Origin of the sequence: Rhizobium sp. BK538 (genome assembly GCF_014197575.1) — a bacterium.
Taxonomy (GTDB): Bacteria; Pseudomonadota; Alphaproteobacteria; order Rhizobiales; family Rhizobiaceae; genus Rhizobium.
In genome coordinates, this window is the sequence record NZ_JACIFT010000019.1 from 1 (window position 1) to 14,734 (window position 14,734).

13 protein-coding genes and 1 pseudogene are annotated in these 14,734 nt (G+C 59.3%); 7 read left to right on the top strand and 7 right to left on the bottom strand.

Going from position 1 to position 14,734, the window contains the following annotated elements; all coding sequences use genetic code 11:
- The 4 genes and pseudogenes from FHX09_RS21780 to FHX09_RS21795 all read right to left on the bottom strand — a co-directional run.
- Positions 1 to 560 (bottom strand): annotated as a pseudogene (locus FHX09_RS21780) (electron transfer flavoprotein subunit alpha/FixB family protein); the annotation flags it as partial.
- A gap of 23 nt (positions 561 to 583) precedes the next feature.
- Positions 584 to 1,345: an electron transfer flavoprotein subunit beta/FixA family protein gene (locus FHX09_RS21785; protein ID WP_184450617.1), complete on the bottom strand. Its 762-nt coding sequence runs from the start codon at positions 1,343 to 1,345 to the stop codon at positions 584 to 586.
- Positions 1,342 to 1,977: a dimethylsulfoniopropionate lyase gene (locus tag FHX09_RS21790; protein WP_184450618.1), complete on the bottom strand. Its 636-nt coding sequence runs from the start codon at positions 1,975 to 1,977 to the stop codon at positions 1,342 to 1,344. The genes FHX09_RS21785 and FHX09_RS21790 overlap by 4 nt, the downstream gene beginning before the upstream one ends.
- A gap of 40 nt (positions 1,978 to 2,017) precedes the next feature.
- Complete coding sequence (locus FHX09_RS21795) at positions 2,018 to 4,054, bottom strand: NADH:flavin oxidoreductase (protein ID WP_007800560.1); 2,037 nt, start codon at positions 4,052 to 4,054, stop codon at positions 2,018 to 2,020.
- A 144-nt stretch (positions 4,055 to 4,198) separates the two neighbouring features.
- On the opposite strand from FHX09_RS21795, the gene FHX09_RS21800 reads away from it, so the two are divergent.
- The 7 genes from FHX09_RS21800 to FHX09_RS21830 all read left to right on the top strand — a co-directional run bounded on the left by FHX09_RS21800 (position 4,199) and on the right by FHX09_RS21830 (position 12,024).
- On the top strand, positions 4,199 to 4,828 hold the full coding sequence (locus FHX09_RS21800; RefSeq protein ID WP_132590622.1) for a TetR/AcrR family transcriptional regulator: 630 nt from the start codon (positions 4,199 to 4,201) through the stop codon (positions 4,826 to 4,828).
- A 12-nt stretch (positions 4,829 to 4,840) separates the two neighbouring features.
- On the top strand, positions 4,841 to 5,635 hold the full coding sequence (locus FHX09_RS21805; protein ID WP_184450619.1) for a pyrroline-5-carboxylate reductase dimerization domain-containing protein: 795 nt from the start codon (positions 4,841 to 4,843) through the stop codon (positions 5,633 to 5,635).
- A gap of 69 nt (positions 5,636 to 5,704) precedes the next feature.
- On the top strand, positions 5,705 to 6,706 hold the full coding sequence (locus tag FHX09_RS21810) for an ABC transporter substrate-binding protein (protein ID WP_132590618.1): 1,002 nt from the start codon (positions 5,705 to 5,707) through the stop codon (positions 6,704 to 6,706).
- A gap of 96 nt (positions 6,707 to 6,802) precedes the next feature.
- The gene (locus FHX09_RS21815) at positions 6,803 to 7,690 is read left to right on the top strand and encodes a proline/glycine betaine ABC transporter permease (RefSeq protein WP_184450620.1); all 888 of its coding nucleotides are present in this window, start codon (positions 6,803 to 6,805) and stop codon (positions 7,688 to 7,690) included.
- Positions 7,683 to 8,759, top strand: a complete 1,077-nt coding sequence (locus tag FHX09_RS21820) for a glycine betaine/L-proline ABC transporter ATP-binding protein (RefSeq protein ID WP_132590614.1) — start codon at positions 7,683 to 7,685, stop codon at positions 8,757 to 8,759. Before FHX09_RS21815 ends, FHX09_RS21820 begins: the two co-directional genes overlap by 8 nt.
- 279 nt (positions 8,760 to 9,038) lie before the next feature.
- Positions 9,039 to 11,024 (top strand): FAD-dependent oxidoreductase, encoded by a 1,986-nt coding sequence (locus tag FHX09_RS21825; RefSeq protein ID WP_184450621.1) that lies wholly within the window; start codon positions 9,039 to 9,041, stop codon positions 11,022 to 11,024.
- 1 nt (position 11,025) lies between these two features.
- Complete coding sequence (locus tag FHX09_RS21830; protein ID WP_132590610.1) at positions 11,026 to 12,024, top strand: Ldh family oxidoreductase; 999 nt, start codon at positions 11,026 to 11,028, stop codon at positions 12,022 to 12,024.
- 274 nt (positions 12,025 to 12,298) lie between these two features.
- Here FHX09_RS21830 and FHX09_RS21835 read toward each other — a convergent pair whose 3' ends face one another.
- The 3 genes from FHX09_RS21835 to FHX09_RS21845 all read right to left on the bottom strand — a co-directional run bounded on the left by FHX09_RS21835 (position 12,299) and on the right by FHX09_RS21845 (position 14,732).
- Positions 12,299 to 13,207, bottom strand: a complete 909-nt coding sequence (locus FHX09_RS21835; RefSeq protein WP_132590608.1) for a homocysteine S-methyltransferase family protein — start codon at positions 13,205 to 13,207, stop codon at positions 12,299 to 12,301.
- 100 nt (positions 13,208 to 13,307) lie between these two features.
- Positions 13,308 to 13,997: an ABC transporter permease gene (locus FHX09_RS21840; RefSeq protein ID WP_007800581.1), complete on the bottom strand. Its 690-nt coding sequence runs from the start codon at positions 13,995 to 13,997 to the stop codon at positions 13,308 to 13,310.
- Positions 13,998 to 14,009: 12 nt separating this feature from the next.
- A complete protein-coding gene (locus tag FHX09_RS21845; protein WP_007800583.1) occupies positions 14,010 to 14,732 on the bottom strand; it encodes an ABC transporter permease subunit in 723 nt (240 codons plus the stop codon).
- Positions 14,733 to 14,734 lie beyond the last annotated feature (2 nt).

Sequence of the window (14,734 nt, forward strand, 5' to 3'; positions counted from 1 at the left end):
CGGTCGGAGGCCGACAGCGCATCCTTGACGAAGCTCGACAGATCCGGATTGGCTGCCGCGGCGATCGCTTCGACCGGGGCAGAACCGCCTTCCGCGGCGGCAGCAAACGAGGCGGTGCGCACGGTGATCACCTTCTTTGCGTCGGTCGCCTGCACCGTCTGGATGGCGTTGCCGGCATAGATCGGCCGCTTGAAGGTGTCAGATGAGACCACCTCGATGATCTCCGAGACCTGGGCGACATCGAGAAGGGCTGCCACGCGCGGCATGACGTTCTTGCCGGTCGAGGTGGCGGCGGCGATGATCGTGTCGTAGCTGCCTGAAAGCGAAACAATCAGGGCCGCCAGCGGCTCGGCGAGGTTGTTGGCAAGGCTTGCGTCCTCGGCAACCAGCACCTTGGAAACGCCGGACAGCTTGGCGGCCTGATCGGCCGCAGCCTTGGCGCCGGCGCCGGTGACGAGGACGGTGACGTCGCCGCCGATGTTCTGCGCCGCCGTCAGTGTCTTGGCGGTCTGGTCGGAAAGGTGACTGCCGTCGTGGTCAGCCAGAAGCAGAATGGCCATGGATATATCTCCCTTTCTCGAACTTAGAGGACGCCGGCTTCGGTTTTAAGTTTCTCAATGAGCTCGGCGACCAACTTGACCTTGACGCCGGCCTTGCGGCCGGACGGCTCCTCGGTCTTCAAGACCTTGAGGCGCGGGGCGGTGGAGACGGAAAAGTCGGCAGGGCTCTTCTTGTCGAGCGGCTTCTTCTTGGCCTTCATGATGTTCGGCAGCGAGGCATAGCGCGGCTCGTTCAGGCGCAGATCCGATGTGACGACGGCCGGCAGCCTGATCTCGATCGTCTGCAGGCCGCCATCGACCTCGCGGGTCACCTGCGCCTTGCCCCCAGGACCAGGGACTTCGATCTCGATCTTCGAAGCGAAGGTCGCCTGGGCGGTGCCGAGAAGGGCGGCCAGCATCTGGCCGGTCTGGTTGGAATCGTCGTCGATCGCCTGCTTGCCGACGATGATGAGGCCGGGCTGCTCGGCATCGACGACGCCCTTGAGGATCTTGGCGACGGCAAGCGGCTCGACCGGATCGTCGGTCTCCACCAGGATGGCGCGGTCCGCACCCATGGCAAGTGCGGTGCGCAGCGTCTCTTCGGCCTTGGCAGGGCCGATCGACACGACGATCACCTCCTCGGCCTTGCCGGCTTCCTTCAGCCTGAGCGCCTCCTCCACCGAGATCTCGTCGAACGGGTTCATCGACATCTTCACATTCGCAAGCTCGACGCCTGTGCCATCGCCCTTCACGCGGATCTTCACGTTGTAATCAACCACCCGCTTTACGGGGACGAGAATTTTCATCGCTGCACCTGTTCGTTAGAGTTCAGAGCCGGGTCATCGCTTCGACCGGGCAGGAGCACCCAGAACGCAAAAAGCGGCTTATCCGTCGATCGCATGGCATGTCTTATTCCCGGCGGGTTGTAGAACGACCCGCCGATACCGGGTGAAAACCAGGCAGAATCCCCGTGCTGGAACTCTCCCTCGGACATCACGAGATAAACTTCTTCGGGGGCATGGTCGTGATCGGGGTATCGCACGTTCGGCGCCACTAAGGTGGCGCCAAACCAGACGTCATTGCGCTCCTCCAAGCCTCCCGGTCCGATGATCATCGCATTTGCATGCCCATCCTGAAAGTTGTCGCTTGCAGTACCGGAGGCGTCCTGGCGGCGGCGCCAGGCAAGAAGTGGCTCAATTGCCTGGAAGCGAGCATAAAGGTCCCCCAACAGCTGCGAACCGGCATCGACCGAAATCATCGACAAGAACTGGCACGCTGGTAGTCGGCTTCCTTTCCCCGGGCGTTGTTCGCCTGACATCTGGAGGGTCGAAAAGACCTGGCTGAGCGATCGCCGGCTTTGGGGATCTTGGGCATGGCTGTCGAACGCCAGATATGCGGCGTCGATTACAAGCTGCAGCTGATCACGACGTTCTGCCACTGACAGATCTCCGTTCGTTCAAAACGCGTTCTTGCGCGGTCTAGAGGTCCTTCGCGATGCGCAGACCATCGTATATGGCCGCATGGGTATTGCGCGCCGCGACCGCATCGCCGATCCGGAATAGCTGGAATTTTCCTTCAGCGTTGCGGACCACCGATTGGCGCTCGCCTGCCAACAGCTGGTCGTAGGAGGTCTCGCCGAGATTGCTCGAAAGAGGCTTGAGGTCAAAGTAGAGCTCATCGAGCGGGATCGTGCCGTGGTTGACGACAATTTGGTCCACCACCCGCTGTTTCGACACGCCGCCATAATCGCTTCCGACGCTGGCAACGAGCTGGTTTCCGTTCCTTTCGGCGGACTCAAGGCGGAAGGTGACTGTGAAGGTGACATCCAGCTTCTGGAGAGACCGCATATAGGGGACAAGGTTCATGGCCATGACTTCGGGCGCAAAGGAGCGGTCGGGCGTCATGATCTCGACCTTTGCGCCTGCCTTGGCAAGGAACTCGGCTGCCTGCAGGCCTGCATGATCTCCGGCATCGTCAAAGACGAGGACATTCGATCCCGGTTTTACGTCGCCGGAAATGATATCCCACGACGACACGACAAGATCGTTGCCCTTGGTCAGAACCTCCGTGTGAGGAAGGCCTCCTGTCGCGATGATGACGACGTCGGGCCTTTCCGCGGTGATCGTGTCTGCTTCTGCCCACCTATTGAAATGGAAGACGACACCGTATTTCTCGCACTGGGCCATCCGCCAGTCGATGATGCTGATCATCTCTCGGCGACGTTCACTCTGGGCAGTCAGGCGGATCTGTCCGCCCGGGTTGCTCGCGGCTTCGAAGACGATGACCTCGTGGCCGCGCTCGGCAGCGACGCGGGCCGCTTCGAGGCCCGCCGGGCCAGCGCCAACGACGACGACCTTCTTGCGAGTCTCGGCCTTGGGAACGACATGAGGCATGGTCTGCTCGCGGCCGGTGGCGGCGTTGTGAATGCAGAACGCCATGCCACCTTGGTAGATGCGATCAAGACAGTAGTTGGCGCCGACACAGGGGCGGATGTCGTCCTCGCGCTTCTCGATGATCTTCCGGACGATGTGAGGATCCGTCATATGCGCACGCGTCATGCCAACCATATCGACCTTGCCCGCGGCGATAGCGTGACGGGCAGTAGCAACATCCGGAATCTTCGCGGCATGGAACGTCGGGAAATTCGTTGCAGCGCGGATCTCGCCGGCAAAATCGAGGTGGGGCGAGTTGGCCATGCCTTGGATCGGAATGACGTCGGTCAGGCCCGGATCCGTGTCGATGTGACCACGAATGACGTTCAGGTAGTCGACTAGACCGCTGTCACGCAATCGCTTCGAAATTTCGATCCCTTCGGCCTTGCCTGTACCACCTGGAAGGCACTCGTCGGCGGTGTAACGGATGCCGAGGATGAAATCGTCGCCGACCCTCTGGCGCATCGCCTTGAACACGTCCAGACAGAAGCGCATGCGGTTTTCGAGCGGTCCGCCGTACGGACCTTCGAGCTCGTTGGTCAGCGGAGAGGCAAACTGGTCGATCAGGTGTCCATAGGCTTCCAGTTCCACGCCGTCCATGCCGCCGGCCTTCATGCGCTCGGCGGCGTCGGCAAAGTCCTTGATGATGCGCTCGATATCCCAATCTTCCAGCTTCTTCGGAAACGCGCGGTGGGCCGCTTCACGATGATGCGACGGGGCGACGACCGGAAGCCAGTCGCCTTTGTCCCAGCGCGTACGCCGACCGAGATGGGTGAGTTGGATCATGATTGCCGCGCCCTGCTCGTGCACTGCATCGGTCATCTCCCGGATCCACGGGACGATCTCGTCCTTGTAGGCGAGCAGATTGTTGAAGACGGGCGGACTGTCCTTGGACACGGCCGCCGACCCCGCAGTCATCGTCATGGCAACACCGCCCTTGGCCCGTTCGACCGTGTAGGCCCGGTAGCGTTCCTTGGGCATGCCGTCCTCAGGATAGGCCGGCTCATGGGATGTCACGATGATGCGGTTGCGTAGCGTCAGATGCTTGAGTTGATACGGCTGCAGGAGGGGATCATTCGACATCGGTCGTGCTCCGAATTAGGAATTGGTTCGGACGCTAAGCACAATGTACATATGTGTCAATCATGAAAACACTGTAGTCGAATTAAATGGACAGTGATGTACATTTTGATTGCGTCGACCTTAACGATTTGCTAGGAGTTGGTTATGGACCAGAGTTTAAGCGACAGTGGCTGGCGTGGATCGCAGGAGGGATGGCTGGAGGCGGCCTACGACTCCCTGCTGGAGTCTGGGGTCGATTCCGTGAAGATCTTGCCTCTGGCGAAGAAGCTCAATCTCTCGCGCACAAGCTTTTACTGGTTCTTCAAGGATCGAGAAGAACTGCTGGCGGGACTGGTGTCGCGTTGGCGCGAAAAGAACACCGGCAGCATCGTCAAGCAATCGGAAGCCTATGCCGAGACTCTGGCCGAGGCGATGCTAAACGTGTTCGACTGCTGGCTCGATTTCAGGCTTTTTGACAGCAAGTTCGAATTTGCCGTCAGAAGTTGGGCGCTCCAGTCAGACGAGATCCTCGCAGAGGTCCGCGAGGCAGATCGGACCAGAATGGAGGCGCTCACGCGCATGTTCATGCGGTTCGGTCACGCCGAGAACACGGCCGACGTTCGCGCACGAACGACTTACCTCGTGCAGATCGGCTACATCTCCATGCAGGCCAAGGAAGACGTGGCGGTAAGGATGAAGAGAATCCCGCAATACATCGCGATCTACACTGGCGAGATACCGCAGCAGCGAGAGCTCGATCGCTTTTACGCAAGACACGGATACAGGCCCGGCTAGGAGGAAAGGACGATGAACGTCTCGTTGAGGATCGGAGTGATTGGCGGAGCCGGATGGCTCGGAGGCGCAATTGCCAACTCCATGCTCAATGCCGGCATCGTCAGGTCACAGCACCTTTCGCTTTCTTATCGCAGCGCGAAACCGGAACGCTTCCCCAGCGCCTTTTGGACGAAGGATAACCAGGAGCTGGTGGACAGGTCCGATGTCGTGATCATCTCAGTTCGACCGCAGGACTGGGACGCGGTCTCGATCGACGCCAAGCAGAAGCTGCTCATCTCGGTGATGGCGGGCATTCGTATTTCCGCGCTGCGCGAAAGGCATAAGACCGAACGGGTGGTGCGAACGCTTCCCAATGCTGCGGCCGAAGTTTCGATGTCCTATACTCCATGGATCGCATCGAAAGCTGTGCAGGAACACGACCGAGATATCGTCAAAGCCATCTTTAGTGCCTGCGGAATCCAGGACGAGGTTAAGAGCGAACGCGACATCGACTATCTAACCGGCTTCTCGGGCACTGGGCCTGCCTTTCCGTCGTTGCTGGCCTCGGCAATGATGGAGCACGCGGTCGGCCATGGACTTTCCGTCGACGTGGCACGTCGCGCGGTGGTCACGCTTCTTGAGGGGACGGGTCGCCTTCTGGAAAAACGCCAGGAATGTCCCAACGACATCGTGCGCGCCTTTGTCGACTACCGCGGGGTGACCGCGGCGGCGATCGAGGAAATGCGTGCAGCAGGCCTCAACGAGGCCGTCTCCAGGGGACTGACCGTCGCGTTCAAGAGATCGGAGAGCATGGGAGATACCTCATGATGACCGTGGGGTGGGACTACGCGGCATCCTACTCTCAAAACATGCGCCGCCATAAAAGAGGGAACGGGAATGAAAAAACTATTGGCATCCACATGCATGATGTTCGGGCTGCTGGGAGTGGCCTCATATGCGAACGCCGCCGATTGTGGCTCCCTGACGATCGCCAGTATGAACTGGCAGAGCGCCGAGGTTCTTTCGAATCTCGATAAGATTATCTTGAACGAGGGATACGGCTGCCAGGCGGAAATTACCGTCGGCGACACCGTCCCGACGATCACCTCAATGGCCGAGAAGGGCGAACCCGACATCGCGCCGGAGGCTTGGATTGATCTTCTTCCGGACGTCGTGAAGAAAGGCACTGATGAAGGACGCATCATCAAAGTTGGTTCGCCCCTTCCCGATGGCGGTATCCAAGGTTGGTGGATCCCCAAATATCTCGCGGACGCCCACCCTGATGTGAAGACGATTCCGGACATGCTCAAGCACCCGGAACTGTTCCCTGACCCGGAGGATTCCTCCAAGGGGGCAATTTTCAACGGACCGCAAGGTTGGGGCGGAACGGTCGTCACCTCTCAGCTCTATAAGGCTTTCGATGCAGAGAAGGCGGGCTTCAAGCTTGTGGACACGGGCTCCGCGGCCGGTCTCGATGGCTCGATTGCGAAAGCATACGAGCGCAAGCAGGGCTGGGTCGGCTACTATTGGGCCCCGACCGCTTTGCTCGGCAAGTATGAAATGGTGAAGCTGGAAGCCGGCGTCCCTGCTGATGCCGCTGAATGGAAACGCTGCAACACGGTGGCGGATTGCGCAGATCCCAAGCCGAACGCATGGCCTGTCGACACGATTGTCACACTGGTGGCGAAGCCATTCGCCGAAAAGGCTGGCCCGGATGTCATGTCCTACCTGCAGAAGCGCTCCTGGAGCAACGACACGGTCAACAAGGTCATGGCGTGGATGACCGACAACCAGGCAAGCGGCGAAGATGCTGCAAAGCACTTCCTCAAGGAAAACAAGGACATCTGGACCAAGTGGGTGTCGGAAGACGCAGCAAAGAAAGTCGAAGCCTCGCTTTGATAGTTGAGTGGGCGGCGCGTGCTGACGCGCCGCCACCTCAAAAGCCGGAAATAATCAAAAGACTTGTCACGGCTCTTTCAGAGAAAGGGGAACCGAATGGAATGGTTTTACAAATTTCCGCATATGAACGACGACAGTCTTCGCGATCTCAAGAAGATGATCGACGACGGATTTCGAAGTTTCACGCGCGCCTATGGTGATGCGATCGAGAGCTTCTTTTCTCCGTTGCAACACTTCCTGATCGCTGTCGACCGGTTCATGACTCAGACGCCGTGGCCGATCATAACCCTTATGGTCCTCGTTGTTGCGTGGCTAGCCAGCCGCAACCTGAAGATTGTGTTGAGCTGTCTCGTGACATTGTTGCTCATCGGTTACTTCGGCATGTGGGACGACACCATGCGGACTGTCTCGATGATCTTCGTCTGCACGGTCTTGTCTATCGCGCTCGGCTTGCCCATCGGCATTCTGATGGCGCGTTCCGACCGGTTCCAGCGCGTCGTCCATCCGATCCTCGACGTCATGCAGACAATGCCGAGCTTCGTCTACCTGATCCCTGTCGTCATGCTGCTCGGGATTGGCCGTGTTCCCGGCCTCATCGCCGTCGTGATCTATGCAATTCCGCCGATGATCCGACTGACCGACCTCGGCATTCGACTGGTCGACAAGGACGTGCTTGAGGCAGCCGATGCCTTCGGAGTTTCGAATTCCCAGAAGCTTTTCAAGGTACAGATGCCGCTTGCACTGCCAACCATCATGGCTGGGATCAACCAGACGATCATGATGGCACTGGCGATGGTCGTGGTGGCATCGATGATCGGCGTCCAGGGGCTTGGACAGCCTGTTCTGAAAGCGATTGCCAATCAGTACTTCACGCTGGGCATTTTCAACGGCCTTGCCATCGTCGGCATCGCCATCATCTTCGATCGAGTCAGCCAGGCATACGGCAAGCGGCTCCAGAAGCATCGGGAGATCGTCCATGGCTGATCATGATTTCGGCGGCATCAGGATCCGCCACCTCTTCAAGATCTTCGGTCCGAATGCCAGTTCCTATATCGAGGCGGTCCAGAACGGGCTGACCAAGTCTGAATTGAACCGAAAGCACGGCCACGTCCTTGGACTGCGCGATATCAACATCGAAATGCCGTCGGGCTACATCCAGGTCATCATGGGCCTGTCCGGTTCGGGAAAGTCGACGCTCATTCGTCACATCAACCGATTGATCGACCCGACGGCCGGCGAAGTGCTGGTCAACGGCAAAGACGTCGTCAAGATGGACGAGACTGAGCTTCGCACGTTCCGCAGGCACCAGACGGCGATGGTGTTTCAGAAGTTCGCGCTCCTGCCGCATCGCAACGTGCTCGATAACACGCTCTTCGGCCTTGAAGTCCAGGGTGTGGAGCGTTCGAAGGCCGTCGACGTCGCAATGCGATGGCTTGAGCGCGTCGGCTTGAAGGGCTTTGAGGAGAAATACCCGAACCAGCTTTCAGGCGGCATGCAGCAGCGCGTCGGCCTGGCGCGCGCACTCTCGAACGACGCCCCGGTCCTTCTGATGGATGAAGCCTATTCTGCGCTCGACCCGCTGATCCGAACGGATATGCAGACAGTGCTGCTCGACATCCAGCAGGAGATCAAGAAGACGATCGTCTTCATCACACACGATCTCGATGAGGCGCTGAGATTGGGAGATCAGATCGCTATCCTGCGCGATGGCGAAATCATTCAGCAAGGCAGCAGCCAGGACATCGTGTTGCGGCCGGCAGATGAGTATGTCGCCAACTTCGTAAAGGAGGTCAACCGCGGTCGCGTGGTTCAGGTAAGCGCCGTCATGAGCCCTTTGCGGCCTGGAGCCGCCGTTAGCCATTTCACCGTCGACGCTTCGACGACTGTCGAGGAGGCCGTTCGTCTGCTCGCGTTGGCGCCCGATGGCGATGTAACAGTCGTCGGGCAAGGATCTCGTCCTGTCGGTGTCGTCACTTTCCGCCAGCTTGCGGCCGCGATGGTCAACTCGGACGTCGCTCAAATGAGCAACGATGCTGTTGCCCTCGTGCGGTGAGGCTTTTCGCACAAAGGTTCGACCACGGTGCCTGTTGGAACGGATCCCCCTGTGCATGGGATTTCTCGCGAGTTCCATGCACGACTGCCTCCCAGGATACAGGTTTGCCCGTCGAGATCCTCGGAAGCATGTTCTGTCCCGACGATAGGGCGTCGACGACGCGCTCGGGCAAGCACTCCTTTTCTCCGGCGCGGCAATTGCCCCCTGCTCTCAAGTCGATGACATCCGAAAGACCATCGTAGCCAGAATCTAGCAAAGACCTGCAATCCGGAAGCGATCATGCCCGAAAAGTTTCCCCGCCTGTTCACTCCGCTCCTGATCCGTGGGCACACCCTTCGCAACCGCATCGTATTTGGCGCTCATACAGCAAACATGGCCGTCGATGGACTGCCAACCGAGCGCCATGTCGCCTATTACGCCGAGCGCGCGATCGGCGGCGCCGCGATGATCGTCGTCGAACCGATGCCGGTCCATGCTGCTGCGGTCCTGACACAGAGAAACTTCCGTCACTGCGACGATACCGTCGTCCCCCACTTTGCCAAGGTTGTTCGGGCCATCAAGGAGAACGGGGCCGTCGCGATCCAGCAGCTCTATCACGTTGGAGCGCACGGCGACTCCGACAATTCCTTCCATCCTCACTGGTCGCCGTCCGGTCTGCCGAGCTACCACGACAGCGACGGATCGCATCCGATGACCGAAGCCGAGATCTGGGAAACGATCGACGGGTTTGTTCAAGCGGCGCGGCGATGTTGCGAGGCCGGCTTCGACGGCGTGGAAGTCTGGGCAGCGTATCTGGGCATGGTCGACCAATTCTGGACGCCATGGAGCAATCGACGTGAAGATCAATGGGGAGGGTCGCTCGAAAACCGTACACGTATGTCTCGCGAGATTCTTTCCCGGATACGAGAAGCCTGTGGACCGAATTTCATTATAGGTCTTGCGGTTAGTGACGAGCCGGACGTGAAGGCAGCTCTCCAGCGGGAAGAACTTGCCGAGATCGTGAAGCTTCACGATGCGCTCGGTCTCGTCGACTACGTAACGTGCGGGTCGGGAGGCTATCTCGACTTCCACAAGCTGATGCCGACGTTTATCTATCCAGAAAAACTCGGCGCCGATCTTGCCGCATGTCTGAAGAAGGTCGTGAAGAACGCCGTCGTCATCGCCGAAAGTCACATCCGAACACCTGAGAATGCCGAGACGGTCCTCGGCGAAGGCGCGTGCGACCTTGTGTCCATCGTTCGCGGACAGATCGCCGACCCTCATCTGGCGCAAAAGGCCAGCGAAGGACGTCCTGAAGACATTCGTGGGTGCATCTCCTGCAACCAGATGTGCTGGGGGCGACGCTCTAGGGACTACTGGATAAGCTGTCTGATCAATCCTTCGGCGGGGCGTGAGTTCGAATGGAACGGCGATCGATTCACCAAGACCTCTGATCCAAAGCGAGTATTTGTCATCGGTGGCGGCCCAGCAGGGCTCGAGGCGGCAAGGGTAGCGGCGCAACGCGGTCACAGCGTCGTCCTCTCGGAAGCCGGCATGCGCCTCGGCGGCAATTTTCTGCTCGCTGGTCTGCAGCCCAGGCGCGCCCAGATCCTTGATCTGCTCGGCTGGTACGAACGCCAACTGGACAAGCTCGGCGTTGACGTCAGGCTGAACACCTACGTGGAATCCGACGAGATCGACCTATCGGAGGTGGATGTCGTTGTGGTGGCCACTGGTTCCTATTCCCCTGAGACCGGCTTTCAGAAAGCTTTGCCAACCGTTGAGGCGATGCCCGGCATCGACAAGCGCAGCGTTTTCACCGTCGAAGCGGTAATGGCAAGGCAGGCAAGACCAGGCAAGCGTGTCCTTCTCCTGGATGAGGGAGGTGGCTGGCGTGGATGCGGGACGGCTTGGAAGCTGGCGGAAGATGGCCATCATGTCACAATTCTTACGCCCGACCCGTTCGTCGGAAAGGAACTTCAAAGAACGGCCGCCGATGTGCCGATGCGACAGGCTTTGAAAAGGCTGGGTGTTCAATGGATCACGGAGGTCAGTGTCGTCGAATGGCACGGCAACGGTGCAACGATTTTGGATCACAACACCGGTGAGCGCCGCTTCATCGAGGCGGAGGGGTTGGTCACCGCAACGACCAATCATCCGATGGACTTGCTGATGCCAAGCCTTCTTGAATTGGGCGTTGCCACGCGACAGATCGGAGATTGCGCGGCACCGCGCCAGGCTCCTTACGCGTTCTACGAAGGCAGAAAAGCAGGGTTGGAGATCTGACATGTCCGACGCGGTCGTACTCAGTAGAAAGGACGCCGAGGAACTTGCAATGAAAGCGTGCCTGGCTTGCGGTACGGCCGTATCGAGCGCACGTTCTCTCGTGGATGCTACGTTGTCGGCGGCAATCTACGGGCCACCTACCCTAGGATTTCCGCACCTCGTGGACTATCTCGATGGCTTCCGCAAGGGACGGATAAATCGCGATCCAAACCCGCGGTTGGAGCGTGCCTTTCCTGCATTTCTCGTTTCCGACGCAGATCGCGGCATCGCCCAGCTGGGTTTCGATCTTGCCTTTGCTGATCTGCTCGCAGCCGTTCGCAATTTTGGTGTTGCTGTCTTCACGCAGACCAACAGCTATACGACCGGAGAGCTCGGATATTACGTCCGCAGACTTTGCAATGAAGGTGTGGTTGGACTGGCAGCGACGAATGCAAATGCCATGATGGTGGCTAAAGCCGGAGGACCTGTCGTCTACAGCACAAATCCGATGGCGTTCGGATTTCCGCTCGGCGAGTGCACGCCCCCAATGATCATTGATCAGGCGTCGAGCGCAACCGCTTACGTAAACATCGTGAGGGCAGCGGAAGAAGGAACGGCGATCCCTGAAGGTTGGGCGGTGGACGCAGACGGTAACGCAACCCAAGATGCAAAAACGGCGCTGACGGGAGCCTTGTTGCCCTTCGGCGGCCGCAAAGGCGCAAATATCGCGCTCCTTGTGGAAATGCTGTCGGCTGGCCTTTCCGGTGGCCCCTGGTCTCTCGATGCGCCGGATTTCAGGTCGGGTACGGCATCGCCCGCCGTCGGGCTGAGTGTGGTCGCAATCGTGCCTGGGCAAGGAGCTGACGGGCGGATTGATCGAGCACTCCGCCAAGTACGTCGCCTGCAGGACAAAGGCGTGTTCGTTCCAGGCGTTAGTGGAATAGAGTCCGCTCAGACGTCAGGGGAACTATCCATCCCCCGCAGCGTCTATGAAAAGATCGTCGCCATCACGACCAAATAGGCGAGGCTTGGAAGCCCTTCTCAAACTCTTCACGGGAAGACTGCTGCGCGTATCCGGCTGGTACGACAACGGATGGGGAGCCTCACGGCCCCACCGGAATGGGCATTGTCATGCCACTCATCATTGGCGTCATGAAAACGCGCCGGTTGGCCTTGCCAGCCTGTCGAGATTCAACAACTTTCCTGTCAAAAGACACGAAAGCCCCACGGCCAGGCCATGCTCCTTCGTTCACGATAACACCATCCGCGAGATCACCACCGTTCAGCTGTGGCCGTTAACCCTTAAGCACTCTACGGAGGCGGTGAATGTGTCCAGCACCGATCCCGCAGCAACCGCCGACCATCGTTGCACCGGCCTCCGCCCACGAACAGGCAAAGCGCGAATAGATGTCATCATCTAGGTCGCTCCGAGTCTCGTGAAGGCCTTGGTTGGCAGCAGCATCTCCTTGCTCGCCCTCAAAGGCATTCGCATATACGCCGATTTTGAGGGGCGAGGCACGATCCTTGAAAATCTGGGCCGCCGCGCCGACGGCCGCACGCATGACTTCCGGCTTGCTGCAGTTGAACAGGAGCGCCTCCGTACCCGATTGCGCCGCCCATGACGCAGCCTGCTCTACCAACTCGCCCGAGCGGAGCTTTGGTGGTGCGCCGCTTGTCTGCACTGCATCGTCGGCCAGGGTGAATGAGATCCAGAATGGTTTTCCGGTTTGCGCAACCGCCTCGCGAACGGCATCCCCTTCGGCGATGAGGCTCAGCGTTTCGCCTAGCCAGACATCGACATAAGGAGCGAGATTTTGCACGAGTACCGCAAGATACTTCTGTACCCGCAGAGGATCAAAATTCTGCGGCTCGTAGGAACCGAAAACGGGCGGTAGCGAACCGGCAACCAGGACCTTGCGGTCCCTGCAGGCATCCGCGGCGTCGCGGGCAAGCTTGCCTGAGCGCGCGATCAATGCGGCGCCTTCCTCCCAAAATCGGTCCTCGCCGATGTGAAACGGCACGACAGCATAGCTGTTGGTCGTAATGACGTCGGAGCCCGCGGCAACGAATTCGTCGTGGACCTTGCGAACAATGTCTGGCGAATTGATAAGCGCGAGAGCCGACCATTCCGGCTGCTTCAGCTCGGCGCCAAGCCGTAAGAGTTCGCGGCTCATGCCGCCGTCGAGGATGCAGACTTCATTCATGGAAGGATTCCGAACTTGGATCAGGGGGTTATCAGGAGCCAGAGAGCCGCAATCATCGTTGGAGCCGCTGGAAGTCGAGAAGACATGATCGTTCCTCTTGTTACCGTCGCACCGGCACCTCCGCCTCAAGCTGGCGGAAGACGCGGGCAATAGTGGCGGTGAGAATGAGATAGAACACCGTCACCACGATCAGCGGCTCGTAGACGAGCAATGTGTCCTGGCGCACCTTGCTTGCGACCGCATAGAGATCCATCACGGTGACAGTGAAGGCGAGTGGGGTCGCTTTCAGCTGCATGACGATTTCACCACCAATCGTTGGTAATGCTATGCGGATGGCCCGCGGCAGCCAGATGCGCCGGATTAGCGTGAAGCGCGACATGCCGAATGCGCGGCCTGCTTCCAACTCACCTTTCGGTACGGCAAGCAGCGCGCCGCGCAACACTTCCGCTTCGTAGGCGGCGTAGTTCAGGGTGAAACTCACGGCCGCAAAGAAGAAACCCTCGCGCAGCATGGGCCAGAACAGGCTCTGGCGGATACCGGGAATCATCGGCAGTAGCGAACCAACACCATAGTAGAGAAGCCAAAGCTGGATGAGCAGAGGCGTGCCGCGGAAGAAGGTGCAATAGCCCCTAGCGAAATACCTGACGAGGGGGCCGCCGCTTACCTGCGCAAAGGCAAGACCGATCGCAATTGCGAAGCCGAAGACGACCGAGATCACCAGGAGCAGAACGGTCTGTGCGGCGCCTGCCAGTAGAAGCGGCCAGTAAGAGGCCATCCATGTGAAGGTCATGCTGCCCACTCCTCAGACGGGCTTCGGTTGGCCGCGCCGCACATGACGCTCGATCAGACTGAAGACGACGTTGGAGACGAGCGTGATGGCGAGGTAAAGAAGCGCTGCGGCCAGGAAGAAGATGAAGTAATGCTTGGTACTCGCGCCGGCCAGGCGAGTGGCGAGCGCGAGTTCCTGGTAACCGACGACGGCAACCAGCGCGCTGTCCTTGGTGATCGACATCCAGAGATTGGCAAGGCCCGGCAACGCGTTCGGCAATAGTGCCGGCAGGATGACACGACGAAAACGCAATTGTGGCCCCATGCCGAAGGCCTTCGCCGCCTCGATTTCGCCAGCGGGAATGGCGAGGATCGCTCCCCTCAGCACTTCCGTCATGTAGGCACCCTGTACGAAGCCGAGCACAGCGACGGCGACGACGAAGCCATTCACCTCGATCTCCGGCAGACGAAACGTTGCCAGCAGCCGATTGAGGCCGTCCATGCCGGCATAATAGAGCCCGACGATCAAGATCAGTTCCGGAATGGCTCGAATAGCCGTCGTATAGAGATCGAGTACCAGACGAAGCGGCCGGTTGCCGGAAAGCTTGCCAAGAGCGCCTCCCGTCCCGAGCAGAAGGCCGATCAGGAAGGCGCCGGCAGAAATCGCAATCGTGGAGACGGCACCCACGAGCAACGTCCCACCCCATCCAGGTGGATAGGGTGAAAGAAGCTCGAGGATTCCTTGGGTGGCCGCCATCG